We start from the raw sequence: 23,630 nt of genomic DNA on the forward strand, positions 1-23,630 counted from the left end.
ACACTGACACCTCGTGGCAAAGGATTGAAGCAAAAATGAGGAGGAAGACAAGAAATCCGGCTGCCGCCCGTCGCTGTGGGCAGCCGCGTGACTTACTGCAATTGATTCTCGCGATCGCTGGCCACCGCCGGCCAGTCCGCATCCTGCTCCCGGCTCGCCAGTTTGCGGTAGTTTTGCCATTCCTGCCGCGCCTGCTCGGTCTGGCCCTGCATCTGCAGCAGATTCGCCTTGTTGAATTGCGCCTCGACGAATTCCGGTTTCTGCTGCAGCGCCTGCGTGAACCAGTCCAGGGCTTGCTCATAATCGCCGCGGCACCACGCCAGCACACCCAGATCGTTGAGCACCGCCGCTTCCGCCGGCGCGAGCGCATGGGCGCGCCGGAAATGCACCTCGGCTTGCGCCGTGTCTTTGAGCACGCGCAGATGAAATCTGCCCAAAAGTTGCTCGGCCTGGTGGTTTTTGGGATCGGACTGCAGCGCCCGTTGCAGCTTTTCCTGCATTGCCGGCAGCGGCGCCGATTGCTCCGGTCCCATCACCGTGGTGAATTCATCATATTCGAGATTGCCGGAGAGGCGCAGCTCTTCCCGCGAAGTGATGCGATCCTGCTGATTGAGCAACGTGCGGGTCTCCGCCACCGTCTTCCGGCTTTGCCATTGGCGATATTGCGGCACGCCCGCGAACAACACCAGCAGTGCGGCGGCAGCAGCGAGCAGCGGCCGCCAATAGCTGAACAAGCGCGGCGTCTGCGGCACAAAAGGCGGGGGCAGGCCGGCGAGTGAATCCCTGGAGCTCGGCCCGGCCGCCTGTTCTTCCGTTGTGGGTGGCTGCAGCGCATACTCCAGCACGGTGCTGAACAGTTCAAAACAATCGCGGCAGGAGCTCAGATGCGTTTCCACTTGCAGCTTCTCCTGCGGTTTCAGTGTGTCTTCCAGGTAGCTCAGCATCTGGGCCTCGCTGAGACAGCTTGACGAGAGGTCCGGGCCCTCGCGCACCGATTCGCCTGGTTTCGTTGCCATGATCAAATTTCCTTCCCAATAAAACAGGTGGCTCGTGGTTCAGTGGGCTTCCTGGACACCCTGCCAGTGTCTACCCTATTCATCCTGGACTAGAAGACGCAGATTCGCGGGAGTTCTCTCAGGAAATCTGGCCATTCTTACAATTGCTTGCGCAGACAATCCCGCACTTTTCCCAGCAGGAGTTTGAGCAGGCCGTAGGTCCGTTTGCCCGAAAGGTTGATGGCGGGGAGTTGGGCAATGTGCTCAGCGGAGAAGTCTTTGAAGTAGTGCAATTTGAAGACGAGCTTGTCACGGTGGGCGTGCTTCTTGCCGTGCAGGATGCGGTTGAGGCAGAATTCGATCGCGTCTTCCAGTTCGATCAGTTCATGCTGGCGCAGCGCTTCGGGCGAAGGCAGAATCTCGGCCAGGTTTTTCGGACGTTCCGGCGAATCATCCTGGAGCGGCACGCGCCGGCTGGCGGGCGGGCGTTTCTTGGCGCGGTCATGGCGGACGCCGTTCAAGACCACGTTGATGGCGATGATCTTGAGATAATTGAAGATTGAGTTTTCAAAGAGCCCGTTGAACTCCTTGATGCGGTGATTGTCGTTTTCCATCAACTTCGCATACACTTCTGCGGCAAAGTCGTCGAGCGTGGCGATGCCGGCGTAGCGCTTACGCTGGCACACCACGAAGATGACGCGGCGGAGGTGTTGGTCGTAGCGATGCTTGAATTCCTGCCAGAGAAGATTGTCCCGCGGCTGCAGGGCGAGCTGCTGGATGAGTTGATTGTGCGTCAATCGGCTCAGCTCAGTGGTCGGGAATGAACGTCGCTCAGTGTCGTTGCCTGGTAGAACGTAGGACATGCGGGGCCTTTTGGGTTCATCACGAGCATTCTGCGCCGGCAAACCGCTGCCAGAGAACGTGCAGCGATGGAATTTGAACAGGACTTCGAGGCGGCTGACGATTCGACCAGAACGATCCTGCTGGTGCGGGTCTGCGCCCGGTTGGAGGCGGTGCTGTCCTGGTGGCAGTCATGAACCGGCTGGAGGAAACGCAGTGGCCGCGCAAATTCTATCGGAATTGAAAAATTATACATGTTCGCAGCTCAAATGTCAACACATTATTCCACCGGCAAACGATGGTGTCAGCGCGCTTGCTGTTGCAGCATCAATCCGGGCGTCATCGGCGGCCCGGGCAGATTCGCGCTGCGGCGCAATTTCTCCACAGGCCGCCGGCGATGGCGAGAGGGCGGGGCAATACCCGTGCGCGGAATCTGTGAAGTAATCACGCGCGGTCTGGATTTTCCCTTGCATTTGTCCGGCAGAGGATTAAATTCCATGCGTGTCTAAAACGGATGGGGCCACGCCACCGGCGCCTGGTGCGCACCGTGGAGGAAAGGAAGCTCATTCGCGTTTGGCGACCTTGTTTGTCGCAAGTCCTTTCGAAATGGCTGAGTTCACAAAATTCGCATGATTGAGGAGGCTTCATTGGATACCCCGAAGCAAAAAGCGCAACACATCATATCTCAGATGGAGGAGGGCAGCACGTGGCAGGACCTCATCGACCGGCTCCAGAAAGAAAAAAATGCCCACCCTCTGAACAATGACAACGTCGATTGGGACCGCCTCGTGCGCCACGTCCGCACGGTGCTCTACGACGAATTCCCTGATGCGCAGACGCTGAAGCTCGACATCGACCGTGAGGGCCACAAGGTGACCGGCTATTTTGTCTCGCAAGACTTTGAAGGCATGGAGGATGCAGACCGGCAGGATCGCGTGTGGGACGCCCTGGAAAAAGGGCTCTCCGTGGAAGAGCAAAGCCGGATCCTCAGCGTCATCGCGTTGACCCCCACTGAAGGCGTCGCGCAAGGCGTGGTGTCGTAGCCACCCGCCGGGAAATCCGGCCGATTTGTTCGTGACCATCATCAGGCCACTTGCTGCAAGCGAGTGGCCTTTTTTTATTATGGTGAGATTCCTGGGTCAGCCGCAGGCGGGCGAACAATCGTAATCCCGCCGCGCACAGTCGTGCCGCCGCGCCGATGAACGCGCGCTCCGCTATTCCGTCACCGCCTGGCGCTCGCGGCAATAGCAATCATAAATAAACGCGGCACACCACACGGCCGCTCTCCCTTCCCCGCCGGCCGGCCTGCCTTCCTGCCACTCACAATGCCCGGCGCGGTGCACGATACAAATGCCGGCCTCACCGGCAACCGCCAGGCTGCGCAAGCCACCGGTTGCGACGAGTTCTTCGGCGGCTGCATTCAATTCGGCGCGCGGCCAGGAAACTGCGCGTTCAGCCGGCAGGCCCGTGCATTGTGCCAGCGCCTTCGCAGTGAGCAACAGATAATCGACATTATCGAGCATCGCGAGCATGCCCATGGCCTGGCCCGGCGCATGCAGCTCGCCGCAAAAAAGCGAAGTCGTCATTCCGGCACCTTGCGCGCTCTGGAAGAGGGCGCGCGCCGGCATGCCGGCGCGATCCAAATCGCCGAGAATGGCAAGCTGCGCCAGATCGTGCAGGTGAAACCAACTCGCCAGGCAATGGCGAAAATCAAAATGCGCCAGGTCGAGCAGGTCGTTGGCGCCGGCGCTGTGAAAGCTGGTGCGCCGGCCACTGCGGAGTGACTGCATCACCGTGGCGCTGGCGGTGCGCGCTTGCTCATCGACCAGCAACTGAAAAGTGTCGACGTCAAGCTCATGGCAGGCGTCGAGAATCACATGGCCGTTGTCGTCTTCTCCCAGCAGGCCAAGGGCATACAACGGCAATTCGGCCTGCAAGCGCCGCAAGGCCGCGATCACTCCGAACACCCCGCCGATTGCTTTTGCTTCATGGTTGACGGTTGCGTGGCCGCCTTCCCGGGGAAACTGTTCAATCTCATGCACTTGTTCGATCAACCACGGGCCGGCACAGGCAAAGCCTTCACGGAAGATCATGCCCACCTCCATTCCTGACCATACAGCACACACGCGAGAATTCAGATCATTGCCGGCGGACGGCCTGCCGCACGAGTGCCGGTTGGCCGGCGCAAGATATCGCAGTCGTTGGCGGTGGCATGCTCCGCTGCCGCCTCTGAGGCCGGGCAAAATTCGTTTGTATCCTAAGCAATTTTTCACTATTTATCAAACCAAACTTTGAAAGGACTGCTGCGCATGCACATACCCGCGGCCGCGTTGCCCGGCCTCAATCGGCTCGCTTTGACTTATCTGCAGGAGTTTGAGGCAGTGCGTGAGTTTTTCGGAGTGGATTACCGCACGCTGGAAAACCTGGAGGCGCATGCGCGCACGGTCGCCAAGCACAGCTATCCGCGGGAAGCGCTTGCCCATGCGCTCCACCGCCAAAATCACCACTGGGGTGCCGGTGAGAAAGTGCTTGCCAACATTGCCGCGCTGGCGCAGCCGGGCAGTTTGGCAGTGGTCACCGGCCAGCAGGTCGGCATCTTCGGCGGCCCACTGTTCACACTTTACAAGGCGCTGACTTGCGTGAAGCTTGCCGAGTCCTTGCAGGCCCGGTGGCAGCAACCGGTGGTACCGGTGTTCTGGTTGGCGGCAGATGACGATGATCTTGCCGAGATGAACCACGTGCTGCTGATGACGCCGGAGAATGAGTTGGTTTCATTCTCCTGCCCACTCGATGCCACGGCGCGCCGGCCGGCGGCGCAGGTTCACCTGGCCGAGGCCATGACCGAGTGCCATCGTGCGCTGGCGGAAAATTTGAGCGAATCGGAGTTCAAAGGAGAGATCCTCACGGCGCTGGCACAGGCCTATGCCGCGGGCCGCTCGCTGCCGGAGGCCTTCGCGCGCTGGGTGCTTTATCTCCTGGGCGAGTGGGGCTTGGTGCCGCTGAATCCCGCGGACCTGGAGATCCGGCGCCTGGCGCGGCCGCTGCTGTTGCGCGAGTTTGAACAGGACAGTCCCTCGACTGCTGCCGCTTTGCGCGCCAGCGCGCGGCTGGAGCAGGCGGGTTTCGGTGTGCAAGTGCCGCTGCGGCCCGGCCGCTTCAATGCCTTCTATGTCGATGAAGTGCGGCATGCTCTCGAGAAGCAAGCAGAGCGCGTGGTCAGCACGGACGGCCGCGTGGCGTTTTCAGTGCGCGAGTTGGCGCATCGCTTGCAGGACGCACCCCAGCAATTCTCTCCCAACGTGATTTTGCGGCCCCTGCTGCAGGATGCGCTGCTGCCCAATGTGGCCTACATTGCCGGGCCGGGAGAGATCGCTTACTTCGCCCAGTTGCGCGGAGTGTATGAAGCATTCGGCGTGCCCATGCCGGCCATCTTTCCGCGCAAGTCGCTCACGCTGCTGGAAGGCAGAATCAAACGCGTGCAGGACAAATACAACCTGCCGCTCACCGCCTTCTGGAGCCGTCCGGAGGAACTGGTGTCGCGGGTTGCCCGGCAGCACGCGCCCGAGGGCGTGTTCGAGCCGGTGGCTGCGGCGCGTGATGCCCTGGGCCAACGCCTCGATGAGCTTAAACAGCGCGCCACCGCACTGGACGCCACGCTGGCCGGTTTCATCGACAAGGAACGCGGCAAGATTTTCCACCAGCTCGAAATCATCGAAAACAAACTGCTGCAGGCGACCAAACGGCAGAATGAGACGCTGACGCAGCAGATACTCAAAGCCGCGCACGCGCTTTATCCCCGCCAGCAACTGCAGGAGCGGGAATTCAGCCTCGTGCCCTTCCTGAGCAAGCACGGCAAGGGCTTGGTGCGCCAGCTTTACGAGCAGATGGACGTGCAGCGTTTTGACCATCAAGTGATCGAGTTGTTTTGAAAGTGTGGCCGTGCAGGCGGCGGCAAATCCCGCCCGCAAGATATCAGAATCACAAATCCCTGTAAACACCGAAGGAGGAAGGCTATGTGGTCTCAGCCCAAACGCGTTTGGTACTTCTGGCTGTGTTGTACGCTGGCGGTTTTTTTGACCGGAAGGGCAACCGGCCAGGATCTGCAGTGTTTTGTTTTGACGCCGCCGGATCAAATCCTCACCGGCGTCAAGCAAATTGCGATTGCTGATTTCAACGTGACCTCGAGTTTTGCCGAGGATGAGGCGCCCGGCCGCAAGAACACGCTCGATAAGATTCTCGGCGCCGTGGAAAAGGGCGCGGCCGCGGAGCGCAACAAAGCCCGCTTCAATGACGCCGGCCGCAAATTGTCCGATTTGATGACGGCGGCGCTCATTAAAAAAGACCGCGGCGTTGGCGCGGTGAGCACCGGCTTTCTCGGGCTGGGTTCGAAAGAGGGCAAAAGCTTTCAAACCGGCGCCTATACCAACATCTTCCGCGTGATCGAGCGCTCGCAAATTCAGCAGGTGATGAACGAGCTGCAGCTTGCGCAAACCGGCCTGCTGGACGAATCCTCCGCCGCCCAAGTCGGGCGGGTGCTGGGCGTCGACGCCATCGTGATGGGCAACGTGAACGTCTCTTTTCAAGACCGTTGGGTCCAGGAACAGCGCGAGAAGGACAAGAAGAAATATCAAGTCAATTGTGAAAAGCGCGACGCCAACGTCAGCGCCAGCATTCGCCTCATCAAAGTGGAAACCGGCGAGGTGATCGGCACGCATGACAGCCAGAGCAAGCAGGAGAAGAAGAAATGCGAGGGCGACTACGGCGATCTGCCGCTGCCCGAAGCGATGGTGGATCAGTGCCTGGAGAAAGTCGCCGATGAGCTGGTGGACTATTTCGCGCCGGAATTCGTGCTGCAGAAGCTGAAGTTCGAGTATGACATGGGCGACGATTACAAGCGCCAGACCGAAACCGCCAAGCGCGCGATCAAGGACTACGATCTTGACACCGCCTTTCTGCAATTTGCCGCCATCGTCGAGCAGGATCCCTACAATCACGCGGCCAATTTCAATCTAGGCGTGCTGCATGAAGCGGTCGGCAACTACAAGAAGGCGCAGGAGAAATACGGCTTCGCCTTCAGCCTGAAGAGCGACGAGGGCAAATATCGCGACGCGCAGAAGCGGCTGACGAAACAAGCCGCCTTTTGGGATCAACTGAACACACTCGGCATCGTGCTGGCCGAGCATGAATTCAACGCGAACCCGGTGGAATTGGCCTCGGCGACGGTGACCAAAGTGGTCACCAAGGGGTCGACCTCGACGCGCCACGAAATCAAAACCGAGCCCAACGCGGCGAGCGCCACGCTGGTGAAGGTGCCGGGCGGCATCGAGCTGGAGCTGTTGGAATCCTCCAAAGAGTGGTTCAAGGTGAAGCTGCCCGACGGCAAGCAGGGCTTTATTTCGGCGAGCTTGGCGCAAGTTCGAAAGTAGGCGGCGGTGCAGGCGCGATTCTCCGAAGGCAGGAAGCGCGCCTCCCCCAACCCGGAGTGTGCAGAGCATGCGCTGTCCCAGTTGTGGCAAGGAAAATCCGGCGGCAGTGAAATGCTGCGATGCGTGCGGCGCGGCGCTGCCGGCGCGCTGTGCAAACTGCGATTTTGAGAATCCGCCACAATTTCGCTTTTGCGGACAATGCGGCACGCGCTTGCTCGGCCCCGCGGCGGAGCCGGCGCCCTTCGAGCGCCTCCGGCCACGCGAGCCGGAACGCCGGCAAATCACCGTGATGTTTTGCGATCTCGTCGGCTCGACCGCGCTCTCCGCCCGGCTCGATCCCGAAGAGCTGCGGGAAGTGGTGCGGCATTATCAAACACTGTGCGCCGCGATCGTCAGCCGCCATGAGGGCCACATCGCACAATATTTGGGCGATGGCATCATGGTCTATTTCGGCTATCCCGTGGCACATGAGGATGATGCGCGCCGCGCGGTGCGCGCGGGTTTGGATATCGTCGCGGAGATGCAGTCGCTCCGCGCGCGCCAGAACGAAAGCCTGGCGGTGCGGGTCAGTTTGCATACCGGCCTGGTGGTGATCGGCGAAATGGGCGTCGGCGACAAGCGCGAGCTGCTCGCACTCGGCACGGCGCCGAATATTGCCGCGCGCTTGCAGACCCTGGCGGCGCCCAACACCGTCGTGATCAGCTCGGCCACGCATCATCTCGTGCAGGGCTTTTTCAAGCTGCAGTCGCAGGGCACGCAGTTGCTCAAGGGCCTCAACGCGCCGCTGGCGGTCTATCGAGTGTTGTATGAAAGCGGCGCGCACACCCGCCTGGAAGCGGCGATGCTGTCGGGTTTGACGCCGCTGGTGGGAAAAGACCGGGAGATGCAGGAGTTGCTGACCGCCTGGCAGCGCGTCATCACCGGCGAGCCGCAGGCCGTGCTGGTGAATGGTGAGGCCGGCATCGGCAAATCGCGCTTGCTGTTGGCGTTCAAGCAAAGCCTGGCAGGCACGCCGCATGTTTGGCTGGAAGCGCAAGGCTCGCCCTACTATCAAAACAGCGCGCTGCATCCCTTGATCGAAGTGCTGCAGCGCCTGCTCGATTTCTGCCGGGACGACACTGCCGAGCGCAGAATCACCAAACTCGAAGATTGGCTGCGGCAGCAAGAACAACCGGTGGCCGAGGCTCTTCCCCTGTTTGCCACTTTGCTGGCGGTGCCGCTGGCAGATGATTATGTCGCGCCCAACCTCAACCCCCAACGGCTGAAGCAGAAAACCCTCGAAGCCTGGCAGGCCATCTTGCTGCAGATGGCGCAGCAGCAGCCGGTGGTCTTCGCAGTTGAAGATCTGCACTGGGCTGATCCCTCGACGCTGGCCATGCTCGAGAGCATGCTGCACATGCCAGCGCCTGCTCGCCTGCTGTTGCTGTTGACTTCCCGGCCGGAGTTCGTGCCGGGCTGGCATGGCCATGCCCGCGTCACGCAGATCAACCTGAATCGCTTGACTCAGGAACAGATCGAGACGATGGTAGCGCAGGTCACCGGCGACAAAATTCTGCCTGCGCCCGTGCTCAAACAGATCGTGACCAAGACGGACGGCATTCCGCTGTTCGTGGAAGAACTCACGCGAATGGTGCTCGAATCCGGCCTGTTGCGCGAGGGAGGCCGTCGTTTCGAGTTGATCGGCCCGCTGCCGCCGTTGGCGATTCCGGCAACGCTGCAGGATTGGTTGATGGCGCGGCTGGATCGTCTGGCGCCGGTGAAAGAAGTGGCGCAACTGGCGGCGGCCATCGGCCGGGAATTTTCCTACGAATTGATCAACGCCGTCGACCTGGTCGAGGAGAGGACGCTGCGCCAGGGGCTGGCGCAGTTGGCCAGTGCCGGTTTGCTGCAGCCGCAGACCGGCGCCGGCAGCCGCAGTGTGACCTATGCCTTCAAGCACGCATTGATTCAAGAGGCCGCCTATCAATCGCTACTGAAAAGCCGGCGGCAACAATACCATCAGCGCATCGCGCAAACGCTGGTGGAAAAGTTCTATGACACGGCCTGCGAACAGCCTGAGCTGCTGGCGCATCACTATACCGAGGCCGGCTTGTATGACACCGCGATCGCCTACTGGCAGTGGGCCGGTGAAAAAGCGATTCAGCGGTCCGCGCATCCCGAGGCGATCGGCCATCTCAGCAAGGGTTTGGAACTGCTGCAGCTTCTCCCTGAAAACGCCCAGCACGACCAGTTGGAAGTCGAATTGCTGACTTACCTGGGCGTGGCGATGACCGCCAGCCAGGGCTACACTTCGCCGGAGGTGGGCAAGATCTACAGCCGGGCGCGCACGTTGTGCGAGCGCCTGAATCAAACCCCGCGGCTGGCCTCGGCGATGCTCGGCCTCTGGAAAGCCGCGTTGGTGCGCGGCGATCTGCGACAGGCGCACGCGCTGGCGCAGGAATGCATGCTGCTCGCCGAAACCAAGCAGGATCTCGAACTACTTTTGACCGCGCACCTGACCTTGGGCGTCTCTGCCGCCAGCGCCGGCGAGCTGCTCACCGCCCAGGAGCATCTGCGCGAAGCCATTCATCTCTACCTGCCCTCGGATCATCACACCGACATTTACGATTACGGCGAAGACCCCGGCGTGGTGGCGCTCATCTATCTTGCCCACGTTTCCTGGATGCTGGGCTATCCGGATCAGGCGCTGAAATACAGCGAAGAAGCCCTGCAATTGGCACAGAAGCTGGCGCATCCGTTCACGCTTGCGATCGCACTCCACTTCACTGCCGGTACGCATGAGCTGCGGCGCGAACGTCATCTCATGCATGCGCGCGCCGAAGCCTTGATCGCGCTCGCGGAAGAACAGGGGTTTCCGTTTTGGCGCGCCTGCGGAGAAATTCAAAAAGGCATTCTGCTGTTCGAGCAAGGCCGGCAGCAAGAAGCCATTGGCATGATCGACAGGGCCATTGCCTCCCTGCAGGCCGGTGGCGCTCAGATCGGCGAGGCCGGCGGCAAGGCGCAGCGTGCCCTAGCTTATGGCAAAACGGGCCGTCTGCAAGAAGGGCTGGCCTTGATCGACGAGGCGCTCGCCCTCACGCGCAGTGGCGGCGAACGCCAGGATGAGGCCGAGCAGTGGCGGATCAAGGGCGAGCTTTATCGCCTGCACCCGACGCGCGCGCCCGAGGAGAATGAGCGCCAGGCAGAAGCCTGCTTCCAACAGGCCCTGGCGCTTGCACGCAAGCAACAGGCAAAATCATGGGAATTGCGCGCGGCCATGAGCCTGAGCCGGCTGTGGCAAACGCAGGGAAGGAGCGGCGCAGCGCACGATCTGCTATCGGGCATTTATGGTTGGTTCACGGAAGGATTCGACACTGCCGATTTGCAGGAGGCGAAGACGCTGCTGGCGGAACTTGCCGACGCAGGATAGCAGGCCGTGTGCTTATGAAACGACGTGCGGCCACGCGGAAGGGTGGCCGGCCAGCCACCAGGTCAGTTGGACGATTCGGTTTTTCCCTTTAATTGGCGCCGGACGTGTTAAAGGATCTTTAATATGCGCGGTTCACGAAGTGCGCCGCTGATGAACGAGGTTGCAATGATCGCAGCTCCGCAGACTTCCGTTTGGTTTCGTCTTGACTAGACGAAGTTTTGGGGAGCACTGTCGGTCGCATACGCCAAGAGAGTGATTCGAGGTGAATGCTAGTCGAAAAAGCAGAATCTATCCGGGCACACACACAATTTGACGTTCAGTCTTGCTTGAAGACCGGAAACAGCACATCAACAAGGTGCCGACGATGCAGCGTGGTATGACCGGCCACTACGAAGTGACCACCATCGGCGGAGAGGAAGTGCGAGCTTTTCTGCCGTATCCGTTGCCGCCCAACCCGCCCCTGGAAATGACGCCCGACCGCCAGCAATGTTTGGAACGGGCCACCCTGGCGTTGGGGCGATTGGACAGTATTACCCTTCTGCTGCCAAACCCGGATTTGTTTCTCTATTCCTATGTGCGTCGCGAAGCAGTCCTCTCCTCCCAAATCGAGGGCACGCAGTCGTCTTTGGCAGACCTGTTGCTTTTCGAGCTCGAAGAGACGCCGGGCGTGCCGCTCGATGATGTCGGTGAAGTGTCGAACTACGTTGCCGCGCTCCATCATGGTTTGAAAAGGCTGAAAGAAGGCTTTCCGCTTTCCAACCGGCTGCTGCGTGAGATGCAAGTTGAGCTGCTCTCCCGCGGCATAGGCAGCAGCAAGGCTCCCGGAGAATTCCGCCGCACACAAAACTGGATTGGCGGTACCCGACCGGGCAATGCCCATTTCGTGCCGCCGCCGCCCGGAGCGGTGGAGGATGGCATGGCTGCGCTCGAGCGTTTCCTTCATGAGAAGCAGTCACCGTATTCGGCGTTGATCAAGGCTGCGCTCACCCATGTACAGTTCGAAACCATCCACCCCTTTCTCGATGGCAATGGACGGCTGGGGCGGCTCTTGATCGCTCTCGTCCTGCACGCTGAGGGCGTGCTTTCGCAACCGCTGCTTTACTTGAGTCTCTTTTTCAAACAGCATCGCAGCGAGTACTACCGTTTGCTTGATTTGGTCCGCTCCGAAGGAGATTGGGAGGCCTGGGTGGATTTTTTTCTCGAAGGTGTTGACCGGACGGCTTCTCGAGCAGTGCAAACCGCAAAGCGGCTGGTGACGATTTTTCGGGAAGATGAGCAAACGCTGGAGGAGCTCGGCCGGTTGGCGGCCAACACGCTGCGTGTTCACCGCACGTTCTGCGAACCTCCCCTCTTGACCCTGCCACAGATTTGCAGCCGGGCCGGCATCACTTTTCCCACGGCTGCGAAAGGCGTGGAGAATCTGGTTCGGCTGGGCGTGGTGCGCGAGTTGACTGGCCAACGCCGCCATCGCATCTTCGCCTACGATCGCCATCTGGCGATTCTGAACGAAGAGACTGAGCCGCTCTGAACCATAGGCGGCGGGCAGACGATGGTATGCGCCGGAAAGCCACGCAGCCCTAAAGACTGAGATTCCCAACAGGATTGAACCAAACCATGTCGATTGATTTCCTCGCTCTGGGCGCACATCCCGATGACATCGAGCTGGGCTGCGGCGGCACGTTGATCAAACTCGCCCGCCTGGGCTATCGCACCGCGGCCTACACGCTCACCCGCGGCGAAAGCGGCACGCGCGGCACCCAGGCCATTCGCGAGCAGGAGTACCACGCCGCGGCCAAAATCATGCAAGTGGCCCGCTACGGCATGCTCGACCTTCCCGATGCCGGCCTCGAGGAAACCCAGCTCAACCGCCTGAAGATCGTGCGCCTGCTGCGGCAATTGCGGCCGCGCCTGGTCGCGACCATGCACTGGGAAGCACGGCATCCGGATCACATTCACACCGCGCATCTCGTGCGCGATGCCGCTTTGATCTCCGGGCTGAAGAATCTCGACCTGGGGCCGCTGCAAGCCAACGGCGAAGTCGCTGGAGCGCCGGACCACTGGCGGCCGTTGCGCGTGCTCTACATGCCGGAACGCTACGAGGTTCCGGTGAGTTTTATCGTGGACATTTCGGATACCTTCGCAGAGAAGATGGCCGCGATTCGCGCGCACGAATCGCAGTTTCACGGCGAGCAGATGCACAAATATGGCGAGGAACAGACCGTCATCTCGCGGCCGGCTTTCCTCGAATTCATTGCCGCGAAAAACCGCAGGTGGGGCGCGATGATTGGCGTGCAATACGGCGAGGCCTTCGTCGTGCGCGAAAGCGTGCGCCTCGATGATCCGGTGGCGGCTTTCGGTGACTGGTGCGCCGAGACGATTCCCTGAGGCGGCAGCCCGCAGCCGTGGTTTGGCATTTGTTTCACAAAATCGGCAGGAGTGGTGGTGATGCAATTTCCCCAGGGCGCCGGCGGCACTTCCGGCGGCGCCGGAAAATTCTTTCTTGGAATGATGATGGCGGTGGCGGGCGGCTACTTGCTGCTCAATCAGGTCACGGTCACCAGCGGTTATTGGATGATTTTTGGATACAACGCGTTCGGCTTGTCGCTGCTGCCGTTGATCGTGGGCATTGGCATGCTTTTTTTCAACGGCCGTTCGATGATCGGCTGGCTGCTGACCGGCGCCGGCTTCGTGATCATTATTGCGGGCATTTTGTCTCATATTGACATTTACTTTCGTCCGACCAGCCTGTTCAACACCCTGATCATGTTGACCCTGCTGGCGGGCGGCATCGGTTTGGTGGCGCGCTCGCTGCGGGCGCAGTAACAACGGCGAGGCCTTCCCGCCTCCGGGAGAAACAGCATGAAAATCGGCATGGTCAGTCATCCGGCGCTGGGCGGCTCCGGTGTCGTAGCTTCCGAACTCGGCATGGCGTTGGCGCAACGCGGCCACGAAGTCCATTTTATCAGTCACGCCGTTCCCTTTCGCCTGCGCGAGTTTCATCCCCGCGTCTTCTTTCACGAGGTCGATGTCGTCACCTATCCGCTCTTCAAATATCCGCCCTATGAGATCGGCCTGGCCAACAAGATCGTGGACGTGGTGCAGGAGTACGGCCTGGATCTGATTCATGCGCACTACGCCGTGCCGCACGCGACCTCGGCGTATCTCGCCAAGCACATTCTCCATTCAACCAGGCTGAAGGTGATCACCACGCTGCACGGCACCGATATCACGCTGGTGGGCGCCGACAAATCGTTCTACAACGTGATCAAATTCAGCATCGAGCAATCCGACGGCGTGACCGCGGTGTCCGATTACCTGGTGCAGCGCACGCGCGATGAATTCAACATTCAGCGCGAGATCCGGCGCATCTACAATTTCATTGACCTGAGCAAAGGCCGGCCTGCCCAAGCCGGGCCTTGCAAGCGCGAGATGTTTGCGCCCGCCGGCGAAAAGCTGCTGGTGCACGCCTCCAATTTCCGCCCGGTGAAACGGGTCGGCGACGTGGTGCGGATCTTCGCCCGGCTGCATGAAAAATTGTCCTGCAAGCTCCTGCTGGTGGGAGAAGGCCCGGAGCGCCTGTTCGTGCAGCAGCTTGTGAAGGAATTGCGGCTGCGCGACGCTGTCAGCTTTCTCGGCGCGGTGGATTATCTCGAAGACATCCTGCGCTGCGCGGATTTGTTTTTCCTGCCGACCGAACAGGAAAGCTTCGGGTTGGTGGCGCTGGAGGCGATGAATTGCGGCGTGCCGGTGATCGGCACCAATGCCGGCGGCCTGCCGGAGGTGGTGGAACACGGCAAAAATGGCTTTCTGCTGCCGGTCGGCGAAACTGCGGCCATGGCCGAGGCCGCCCTGGAGCTGCTTTCCGATCCCGAGCGGCATATTGCCTTTTCCAAAAGCGCGCGCGCGCGCGCCGCGCAGTTCGATATCGAAAAAATCATGCCCGAGTGGCAATTGTTCTATGAGGAAGTATTGTCGGCGCGTTGATTCCTGATGGTGTGGTCGAGCGGGCGGCGCCGCATCGTGCGGCCGCCAGGCAGTGCAAGTGGTGTCTGTCTGAAATTGTTCCACCCTCGGCGTTGCCGAGGTTCCCAAACTTCTAGTGTCGTGAAAATCTTGAGAATTTTGATGCCACCGCCAAGCCGTCGCAGGAGCATCTTCGCAAGAGTTCACGATTTCGGACGGACACGAAATGTCAACCGAGGCAGGCCATGGCCAATCCCACTGAACAGGAACTCATCTATGATTGGAACACCGTCGCCGGCAGCTTCAAACCCAGCCAGCCGGTCGAATTCGATGATGAAACGCTGCGCGACGGGCTGCAATCGCCGTCCGTAACCGATCCGCCGATTGCCGAGAAACTGCGCATGCTGCATCTCATGCACCGCCTGGGGCTGCAGGCCGCCAACATTGGCCTGCCCGGCGCCGGCCCGCGCGCGCGCGCCGACGTGCTGGCCCTGGCCCGCGAGATCGCGAACCATGATCTCGGCATCTTTCCCAACTGCGCCGCGCGCACGGTGGAGACTGACATCATTCCCATCGTCGAAATCGCGCAACAGGCCGGCATTGCCATCGAAGCCGCGACCTTTCTCGGCTCCAGCCCGGTGCGCCTCTACGCGGAAAATTGGGACATCAATTTCCTGCAGCACACGGTGGAGAAGGCGGTGTCGTTCGTCGTCAAGCAGGGGCTGCCTTCGATGTTCGTCACCGAAGATACCATTCGTTCCCATCCGGCCACGGTGGAGCTGCTCTACACCACGGCGGTGCGGGCCGGCGCGACGCGGGTGGTGGTCTGCGATACTGTCGGCCACGCCACGCCCGCCGGAGTGCGCAGCCTGGTGCAATTCGTGCGCACAGCCGTGCAGGCGATCAATCCCGCGGTGAAAGTGGACTGGCACGGTCATCGCGATCGCGGCCTGGCGCTGAGCAACACGCTGGCAGCCATCGAGGCGGGCGCCGATCGCGTGCACGGCACGATTCTCGGCATCGGCGAACGCGTCGGCAATACGCCGCTCGATCTCATGCTGGTGAATTGCAAACTGCTGGGCTGGATCGACAATGATCTGACCGCGCTGCAGGAATACTGCGATTTGGTCGCGCGCACTTGCGGCGTGCCGGTGCCTGCCAACTATCCGGTGTTTGGCCGCGACGCCTTTCGCACCGGCACCGGCGTGCATGCGGCAGCCATCATCAAAGCACGCAAGAAGGGGCAGGACTGGCTTGCGGATCTGGTTTATTCCGGCGTGCCCGCGAGTTGGTTCGGCCGCCGGCAGGAAATCGAGATCGGCCACATGAGCGGCGAATCGAACGTGATCTACTGGCTCACCGCCCACGGCTTCGAGCCGAGCCGGCCGCGCATCGAGGCGATATTCAGCGCCGCCAAAAGCATGAATCGCAACATGAGCGATGACGAAATCCACGAGGTGCTGCGATCACTCGACCATTGAAGATCTACTTCTCCGGCGCCATCAGCGGCGGCCGGCAGCGCCAGCCGCTTTACCAGCGCATGGTCGCCTTTCTCAAGGACATGGGAGAAGAGGTGTTGAGCGAACACGTGGCGCACGCCCAGGTTCTGCAGCAGGAAGCGCAGCTCAGCGCGGCGGAGATCTTTCGCCGCGACCTCAGCCTGGTGGCGAGCAGTGATGGCCTGCTCGCCGAAGTCAGCACACCCTCGCTGGGCGTGGGCTATGAGATTGCTATTGCGCTGCAGCACCGGCGGCCGGTCTTGTGCCTGTGCGAACAGGGAATTTTTCTGACGCGCATGCTTACCGGCAATCCCGATCCCAATCTTGCGGTTCGCTTCTATGCGCAGGAGGCGGAATGGCAGGAGGAAATTCGCCGCTTTCACCGGCGGCTCTACGATAATCAACCCGTTTCTTCAGGATGAACTCAGGCAGCAAGGATGGCATGAAACTGCTCAAGGAATGTTATGCCCCGGTGGCCACTCTCATAAGAACACTCACGCTGTGGAGCGGTGCCTTTGTTTTTGTTCTCAACCTGGCGGGCTGTCTGCAGCCCTACCAGCGCCTGCCGCAAACCCATGCCCCGCAGCCGGACAGTCTGCACGTCGCTGTTGTCGCTGATACCGTCGCGCCTGCCGAGCTTCCCGTCGAAATTCCCAGCAAACCCGACACGCTTTTGCCCGAGGCTTTGCCGAGCGAAGACAAGATCGTCGCGCAATTCAAGGACAATCGCGTTTCTGTTTTGATCAAGGTGAATTCGGCGGAAGGCCGAAATGCGGCGCTGGGCGATCGCATTTTGTATGATCCTGCCACGTGGTCAACGATTTCGCCCACCCTCACCCGCACTGATTCAGGCGACTTTGTCGAGGTGCCGTTCGCGCTGTTGAATTATGAATACAAGCGCAAGGCTCTGCTGCAGGTCTTTCCGGCCAATGTTGAAAACGAAGAGGGGTGGATGCACGTGGTGCATTACAAGGGCGAGACCTTGTGGGCGATCGCCGAAACCTATACCGGCGACGGCCGGAACTACACCGCGGTGGAAAAGGAAAACAATCTCGCGCCGCATACGCCCTTGAGCCGCGGGCAGCGCCTGCGCATTCCCACCAGCCTGCTGGCAAAGTCATTGCGCAATACTTCGTTTCCGGAATTTGTGGCGCTGCCGCAAGACACGGCGGCGGTGCCGGTGCGGTCAACGCGCTCAGCGGAGCGGCCGGTTTCACGCGACCCGGCGTTGAAATTCCGCAAAATCGGCGGTGAATGGTTTGGCGTTTACAAGTTGCAACGCGGCGAAGCGCTGTACAGCGCCGTGGTGGTGCGCTTCACCGGCCGCGTCGACGCCGATGAAGTCAACCAGATTGCGCGCCAGCTCATGCGCTTGAATGGCATCCGGGATGAGACCGCGATTCCCGCCGGCACCGCCATTCGCATTCCGCTGCGGTTGGTGGATGAAGCGCTGCTGGCGGACGGTGAGGAGGAGCCGGGGCCGCACTTGCAGCGGCGGCCCGGCAAATTGCATGTGATTCTGGATGCCGGCCACGGCGGCAATGATCCCGGCACCATGATGCGCGGCTGGCGCGAGGCCGATCTGGCGTTTGATTTGATGCGCCGGCTGCAGCGCGAGCTCGAGCCGGCCGGCGTGGTGGTGCATCCGCTGGTGGGCAGCCGCGCCAACGCCGCCACGAGCAACGGCGGCAGCGACAAACGCCACAACTACGTGCTGGTCACGCCGCCTTATTTTATCGAGGACAGCCGCGTCGCGTTGAATCTGCGCATCAATCTCATCGATGCCATCTACGAGCGGCTGCTGCGCTCGGGCGTGCCTAAGGCCAACATCCTTTTGATCAGCATTCATCTCGATCATCTGCATCCCGCGGTGAACGGCGCGATGGTGTATTACCCCGGCGCGCGCGAACGCATCGAGAGTTACGGCGCGTGGTGGGATGGCGTGTACGACAAGTATGCGGAGAGTCGCAATCGCACGATTTCATATGCCGCGCGCGACAATCATGAAGCGGAGGCCGCGAGCGAAGACTTTGCCCGCAGCTTGATTGCCTCGTTCCGGCGCGCGCGGCTGCCGGTGCACACTTATGAGCCGATTCGACAATACGTCTATCGCGGCGGCCGGAAGTGGACGCCCGGCATCATTCGCTACAGCCGCGTGCCGACCTCGGTGCTGCTGGAGGCCGCCAATCTCGCCAATTCCGGCGACTTGATGAACATGCGCTCGCATCAGTTTCGCCAGCGGTTCGTCGCAGCGGTGGCGCAGGCGATTGTGAAGGGGAAGTGAGGGGAGGGCGGCAAGTGCGCGGCGGTGTGCCTGCGGTTCAGCAGATGAAATCGAGGTAGTTTTCGCGGTGGATGGTGTGGAAGCTCGCCTCGGGATAGGCGGACAGCCAGTCTTTGGGCGGCTTGGCCTCTTGCGGCTGCCATTTCATTTCATAGCCAAACAACCGGCCTTCCCGCTCTTCAATCAAATCGATCTCCCGCTTGTCATACGTGCGCCAAAAACAGAAACGGGCAAACTGCTTGAGATACTCCTGCCGTTTCATTCGTTCTGTGATCAGGTAGTTCTCCCACAGTTGACCCAGGTCGTTTCGCATGGGGAAGGGATTGAAATTGCTGATCACGGCGTTGCGGATGCCGTTGTCAATGAAGTAGTAGCGCTGATTCTTGGCGATTTCTTTGCGCAAATTGCGGCTGAAGGCGGGCAGGGGATAGATCACGAACACCTTTTCCAGCAGGTCGAGGTAACGCGCAACGGTGTTTTTCGACATGCCCAGTTGGCTGCCCAGCTCCTGTTGAGAAACCTGTTTGCCGATCTGGAAGGCGAGCAATTGCAGAAGCTGCACCAATTTGTTGGCGTGCCGAATCCCCTCGAGCACAAGAACATCCTTCAATAGATAAGCATTGACCAGCTCCCGCAGATATTCTTCCCGTTGCGTCTTGCCTGCCATGGTCACGATTTCAGGATAGGAGCCATAAAGCAGCCGCGTTTCGAGATTGGCCTCGGTTTCATGACGCTTCTCGTACCGGGCGATTTCCATTTGCGCCAGCGGGAACAATCGCAAGACGTGTCTGCGGCCGGTCAGCGGCTCTCCGACGTCCCGGGCCAGTTCAAATGAAGACGAGCCGGTGGCGATTACCTTGATACTGGGCAGGTGATCGACAATGAGCTTGAGGTTGAGGCCAATCTGCTCGACATACTGGGCCTCATCCACCACCAGCAGCGAGTGTTCGCCAACAAACTCTCTCAGTCGCTGGAGGGACTGGCTGCCCAGAAACTGGCGAACGACGATGTCGTCACCATTCACAAACAAGACACGCTCAGCCTCGGCGGGATTTTCCCGCCGCCAGTGCTCGAGGAAATTGCGGATCAAGGTCGTCTTGCCGACTCGCCGAGCACCATAGAGCACAACGACCTTTCCCGGCTCGAGTACTGCCTTCAAGTTCTCAATTTGTGCTTGCGCTATGTACATGGACCGGATTCTTATGAATTCTGTCAATTTGCTGACAAAATTATGCAAAAATTCAATCTGAAAGGCAAGTTGGGAATTGGTCGAGCGCCCGTCAGAAAACACCATCGCCCGGGCACTTCGTCCTGAACGGTAGCGCGTTTCATTCAGTTTGAGGAGGCTTCCAGGCCATGCGGCCGCGCGGCTTTCTTACATCCCACCCACCAACCGCCACACCTGCGCCACGAAGAAGCAAATCACCATTCCCAATACGATCGGCATGAGCGCGGAAAAGGCCGCCCACTTGGCGCTACCGGTTTCCTTGTAGATCGTGTAGATGGTCGTCGAGCAGGGATTGTGCACCAGGCTGAACAGCATGAGATTGACCGCGGTCATTGTCGTCCAGCCGGCGGCGTTGAACACGGCCATGTAGGCGGAAGCGTCTTCCAGCTCGAACATCACGCCGGCGCCGGCGCCAAAGCCCGCGATCTTGGCGGTAAGCACCGACAGCATGAGAATCGTGGGCACGACAATCTCGTTGGCGGGAATCGCGATGACGTAGGCCAGCAGGATCACGCCATTCAACCCAATCAACAGGCCGAAGGGGTTGAAGAAGTGAATCACGTGCTCGGCGAGGCTGGCTTGGCCGAGGCTGATATTGCTCAACAGCCAAATCACCGCGCCGGCCGGCACCGCAAACACCACCGCGCGCCAGAGCACGAAGATCGTGCGATCAATCAGCGAGGTGTACAATGTTTTCAGAATCTGCGGCGGGCGATAGGGCGGCAGTTCCAGGCTGAAAGTCGAGGCTTCGCCTTTGAGAATCGTGCGCGAGAGAAACCAGGAGGTCACGAATGTCAAAAAGATACCCAACAGCGCCACGCCCACGACCGCGGCCGCGGACACCAACCCGGCCCAGGCGGCCGGCACCATCGCGCCGATGAAGAGAGAAGCCATGAGAATCTGCGTGGGCCAGCGGCCGTTGCACAGGGCAAAATTGTTGGTGATGATGGCAATCAAGCGCTCGCGCGGGCTGTCGATGATGCGCGTGGCGATGATGCCGGCGGCGTTGCAGCCATAGCCCATGCTCATGGTCAGCGCCTGCTTGCCGTGCGCGCCGGATTTGCGGAAGAGATTATCCAGGTTGAATGCGATGCGCGGCAGGTAGCCGAAGTCTTCCAGCAGCGTGAACAGCGGGAAGAAAATCGCCATGGGCGGCAGCATGACGCTGATCACCCAGGCCGCGGCGAGATAGATGCCGTCGAACAGCAGGCCGTCGAGCCACCACGGCATGCCGATCGTAGTGGCCAGGCCTTTGAGCATTGGGTGAATCGTGTCGATCAAAAACGAGGCGATCAGACCGGAGGGCACATTGGCGCCCGCGATGGTCAGCCAAAACACCAGCGTCAACAGCAGCAGCATCACGGGCACGCCGGTCAGGCGGCTGGTCAGTAACCGGTCGAGGGCACGATCCCAGTTGAATCTCGGCTTTTCGCCGGCCGGCGTCACCACTTTCGTCGCGATGCGCGAGGCCTCCTGATAGATCGTGTCCATCAGGGAATCATGCAGATATTCGCCGACCTCCCAACGCAGGTGGTTGGCGGTCGCCAGAATCGTCTCGGAGGACGCTGGAGCGGGTTTGCTGTCGGTGCTCATCGGGATATCCTGTGTCAATGCGAGTTTGGGTTGCATCTGCTGGCGCGAGCTGCGCGGCTGCGATTTGCCTCGCGATTACCGCGCGGATCGCTGGCCTTTCAGGTTTTTGCCAGGGCGGCCGCCGGCTGCAGTTGCTGGGCTTGGGCCAGCGCCGTCATCTCACCGCTGCGCACGGCTTCGATGATGCGCGGATCGCCTTCGAGCAGCCGCAATGCCACCCAGCGCGCGTTGGAGAGTCCGGGGAATCTCGTGGCGAGCATGGCGGTCAATTGTTCCAGCGCATGTTTCAATCCGCGCGACTCGCTTTTGATGCGGCGCGGCTTGCACACGAATTCGCCGGTGGCAACCGCCTGCAACTGCTGCAGCAATTCCGGCATGCCCAAGCCGCGGCGCGCGGCCGCCGGCACCACCGGCACGCCCAGTTCTTTGGCCAGCAGCCGTTCGTCGATCGTCAAGCGGTGCCGCCGCGCTTCGTCGATGAGATTCAGGCAGACTACCGCGCGATTGGTGATTTCCAAAACCTGCAAAACCAAATTGAGATTGCGCTCCAGCCGGGTGGCATCCACCACGATCACCGTGACGTCGGGCTGGCCGAACAGGATGAAATTGCGCGCGACTTCCTCATCGGTGCTGGTGGACAGCAGCGAATAGGTGCCCGGCAAATCCACGATCTTGTAGCGCTTGTCCGCATAGACAAATCCGCCCTCGGCGCGCGTCACAGTTTTGCCGGGCCAGTTGCCAGTGTGTTGCCGCAGGCCCGTCAGGGCGTTGAACACCGTGCTCTTGCCGGTGTTGGGGTTGCCCGCCAGCGCCACGACGTAGTCGAACGATTCCATGTTCACGCCGAGCTTGATCAAATTCCCCGTGTGATGCACCGGGCAGGTTTCGCAGCCAGATTGTGCGACCGGCAGACTCATGCCTCCTTCTCCTTTCGCTGAATGTAGATGAAGCTCGCTTGATCCTGGCGCAGCGCGATGAGCGCGCCGCGTACGTTGTAGGCCATGGGGTTGCCGCTGGCGCTGGAGAGCTCCGCGGAGACCGTCGTGCCCGGCACGATCCCCAGGTCCATCAAGCGGCGGCGCTGCTGGCCGCGGCAATTCCGCGAGATGCCGAGCACCACCCCGGCCTCGCCGGTCTGCAGTGCGCTCAGCGACTCGAACGGGCCTTCCATCTCATGGCCGTTGGCGAGCGGCACCACACTCACGTTGGCGGCTGCCACCGGCGCCAGTTTGATTTCCTCGCCATTGGCGATGAATTGAATGCGCTCGGGCGATTTGTCCAACACGCGGATGATCATGCCGGGATGCAAGCCCTGCGCGGCCAGTTGCGCGTAGATCACTGCCGGCTCATCTTCGATGTGCACGATGCGGCAAAGCGTGCCGGCCTCCAAGTCAGTGAGCGGTTGATCTTCCTGTGGCGGCAACTCGCCGCCCGAAGTCGGGATCGGATCGCCGTGCGGATCGTGCAGCGGATTGCTCATCTGCCGCGCCAGTTCCTCCGCCTCTTCCGCGGTGGTGATGTGCTCGCGCTTTTCCGCCTCGTTGTGCCACTCGGTGGCGGCCAAGCCGGTTTCATCCGCAAAATAGCGTTCCCACAAGCGGTGCACGCGAATGATGCGCAGGGCATCGGAGCGGCCCTCCGGCGTCAGGCCAAAGCCGTTTTGCTGGGAGACAATCAAACCGACGGTTTCGAGCTTGGTGAGCAGCCGGGCGGCATGGTCGCGGCTGATGCTCAGCGCCCCGGACAGGCTCTCCAGCGTTGCCTTCCGGCCCTTCTCTTCCTGATGATAGAGATGCTTGAGCGCGTCCTCGATCAACACCTTTTGCGTGGTGCGGTTGAGTTTGTGCAATTGCGCGACCAACCCGTAGTTGGGCCAGAAGACTGTTCCCGCCAGCGCCAACAGCCCGAGAGCTGCCAGCAGGGCAAATAATGGATCTATCATTTTTTCATCTCCGCATCGTGTTGTGTTGCTCCAACTGAGCGAAGCAGCATCGTGTCACACTGTGTTCAGGCTGTCCTTGCCAGCATTCATTCCGTTCGATAATTCTGAGCAGCTCATTTTTGGGTCTCTTTAGCCGATGACCTAAAATAAAATTTAGGTACGTCTAACAATAGTGCTTGTCCCAGAAACAAACAAGACAATTTTTTGAGAATTTGAGGCATTGCCGGAACGCTCGGCCCCGCTTGGCCGACTGCGCCAATATTGCCAAATATGCCTTCTATGTGAATCTATTCCGGCGTATATTGCCGGTCCTGAATGAGGTCGCCAGTGAAGGCCCCGAGGCGCCATCGACGCAGGATTAAGGGAGATACCATGCTAAGGGTTTGTTAAAAAATAAGCTTTACAATTAAATATTTTGTGTTATCTTGTAGACATGCACAATTTAAAGGCC

17 protein-coding genes and 1 pseudogene are annotated in these 23,630 nt (G+C 60.4%); 11 read left to right on the top strand and 7 right to left on the bottom strand.

Features of this window, described 5'->3' with window-relative positions; genetic code table 11:
* Positions 1-92: 92 nt before the first annotated feature.
* Together L6R21_26780 and L6R21_26785 are read right to left on the bottom strand one after the other, a co-directional pair.
* Positions 93-1,016: a tetratricopeptide repeat protein gene (locus L6R21_26780; GenBank protein ID MCK6562812.1), complete on the bottom strand. Its 924-nt coding sequence runs from the start codon at positions 1,014-1,016 to the stop codon at positions 93-95.
* A gap of 137 nt (positions 1,017-1,153) precedes the next feature.
* Positions 1,154-1,858 (bottom strand): hypothetical protein, encoded by a 705-nt coding sequence (locus L6R21_26785; GenBank protein MCK6562813.1) that lies wholly within the window; start codon positions 1,856-1,858, stop codon positions 1,154-1,156.
* A 624-nt stretch (positions 1,859-2,482) separates the two neighbouring features.
* On the opposite strand from L6R21_26785, the gene L6R21_26790 reads away from it, so the two are divergent.
* Complete coding sequence (locus L6R21_26790; protein ID MCK6562814.1) at positions 2,483-2,878, top strand: hypothetical protein; 396 nt, start codon at positions 2,483-2,485, stop codon at positions 2,876-2,878.
* A gap of 171 nt (positions 2,879-3,049) precedes the next feature.
* Here L6R21_26790 and L6R21_26795 read toward each other — a convergent pair whose 3' ends face one another.
* Positions 3,050-3,928, bottom strand: coding sequence for a PfkB family carbohydrate kinase (locus L6R21_26795; protein ID MCK6562815.1), 879 nt, complete (start codon positions 3,926-3,928; stop codon positions 3,050-3,052).
* A gap of 216 nt (positions 3,929-4,144) precedes the next feature.
* Between L6R21_26795 and bshC the strand changes: the two genes are divergently transcribed.
* From bshC to L6R21_26845, 10 genes are all read left to right on the top strand, one after another.
* On the top strand, positions 4,145-5,764 hold the full coding sequence (gene bshC / locus L6R21_26800; GenBank protein ID MCK6562816.1) for a bacillithiol biosynthesis cysteine-adding enzyme BshC: 1,620 nt from the start codon (positions 4,145-4,147) through the stop codon (positions 5,762-5,764).
* Between the two features lie 84 nt (positions 5,765-5,848).
* Positions 5,849-7,261 (top strand): hypothetical protein, encoded by a 1,413-nt coding sequence (locus L6R21_26805; protein ID MCK6562817.1) that lies wholly within the window; start codon positions 5,849-5,851, stop codon positions 7,259-7,261.
* Positions 7,262-7,328: 67 nt separating this feature from the next.
* Positions 7,329-10,670, top strand: a complete 3,342-nt coding sequence (locus tag L6R21_26810) for an AAA family ATPase (GenBank protein ID MCK6562818.1) — start codon at positions 7,329-7,331, stop codon at positions 10,668-10,670.
* A 364-nt stretch (positions 10,671-11,034) separates the two neighbouring features.
* The gene (locus tag L6R21_26815) at positions 11,035-12,198 is read left to right on the top strand and encodes a Fic family protein (GenBank protein MCK6562819.1); all 1,164 of its coding nucleotides are present in this window, start codon (positions 11,035-11,037) and stop codon (positions 12,196-12,198) included.
* An 86-nt stretch (positions 12,199-12,284) separates the two neighbouring features.
* The gene (bshB1, locus tag L6R21_26820; protein ID MCK6562820.1) at positions 12,285-13,055 is read left to right on the top strand and encodes a bacillithiol biosynthesis deacetylase BshB1; all 771 of its coding nucleotides are present in this window, start codon (positions 12,285-12,287) and stop codon (positions 13,053-13,055) included.
* A 60-nt stretch (positions 13,056-13,115) separates the two neighbouring features.
* A complete protein-coding gene (locus L6R21_26825) occupies positions 13,116-13,493 on the top strand; it encodes a hypothetical protein (protein ID MCK6562821.1) in 378 nt (125 codons plus the stop codon).
* 36 nt (positions 13,494-13,529) lie between these two features.
* Positions 13,530-14,654, top strand: a complete 1,125-nt coding sequence (gene bshA, locus L6R21_26830; GenBank protein MCK6562822.1) for an N-acetyl-alpha-D-glucosaminyl L-malate synthase BshA — start codon at positions 13,530-13,532, stop codon at positions 14,652-14,654.
* 224 nt (positions 14,655-14,878) lie between these two features.
* Positions 14,879-16,114: a LeuA family protein gene (locus tag L6R21_26835; GenBank protein MCK6562823.1), complete on the top strand. Its 1,236-nt coding sequence runs from the start codon at positions 14,879-14,881 to the stop codon at positions 16,112-16,114.
* On the top strand, positions 16,111-16,554 hold the full coding sequence (locus L6R21_26840) for a nucleoside 2-deoxyribosyltransferase (protein MCK6562824.1): 444 nt from the start codon (positions 16,111-16,113) through the stop codon (positions 16,552-16,554). The genes L6R21_26835 and L6R21_26840 overlap by 4 nt, the downstream gene beginning before the upstream one ends.
* Before the next feature lie 20 nt (positions 16,555-16,574).
* Positions 16,575-18,416, top strand: coding sequence for an N-acetylmuramoyl-L-alanine amidase (locus L6R21_26845; GenBank protein ID MCK6562825.1), 1,842 nt, complete (start codon positions 16,575-16,577; stop codon positions 18,414-18,416).
* A 37-nt stretch (positions 18,417-18,453) separates the two neighbouring features.
* On the opposite strand, the gene L6R21_26850 is transcribed toward L6R21_26845, so the two are convergent.
* The 4 genes and pseudogenes from L6R21_26850 to L6R21_26865 all read right to left on the bottom strand — a co-directional run bounded on the left by L6R21_26850 (position 18,454) and on the right by L6R21_26865 (position 23,179).
* Positions 18,454-19,605: an ATP-binding protein gene (locus tag L6R21_26850; GenBank protein ID MCK6562826.1), complete on the bottom strand. Its 1,152-nt coding sequence runs from the start codon at positions 19,603-19,605 to the stop codon at positions 18,454-18,456.
* Between the two features lie 186 nt (positions 19,606-19,791).
* Positions 19,792-21,162: pseudogene (locus tag L6R21_26855) on the bottom strand (ferrous iron transporter B).
* 173 nt (positions 21,163-21,335) lie between these two features.
* Positions 21,336-22,154 carry a 50S ribosome-binding GTPase gene (locus L6R21_26860; protein MCK6562827.1) on the bottom strand — a complete coding sequence of 273 codons (819 nt, stop codon included), beginning with the start codon at positions 22,152-22,154 and terminating at the stop codon, positions 21,336-21,338.
* Positions 22,151-23,179: a metal-dependent transcriptional regulator gene (locus L6R21_26865; protein MCK6562828.1), complete on the bottom strand. Its 1,029-nt coding sequence runs from the start codon at positions 23,177-23,179 to the stop codon at positions 22,151-22,153. The genes L6R21_26860 and L6R21_26865 overlap by 4 nt, the downstream gene beginning before the upstream one ends.
* Positions 23,180-23,630 lie beyond the last annotated feature (451 nt).

The organism is bacterium, assembly GCA_023150945.1.
Taxonomy (GTDB): Bacteria; Zhuqueibacterota; Zhuqueibacteria; order Zhuqueibacterales; family Zhuqueibacteraceae; genus Coneutiohabitans.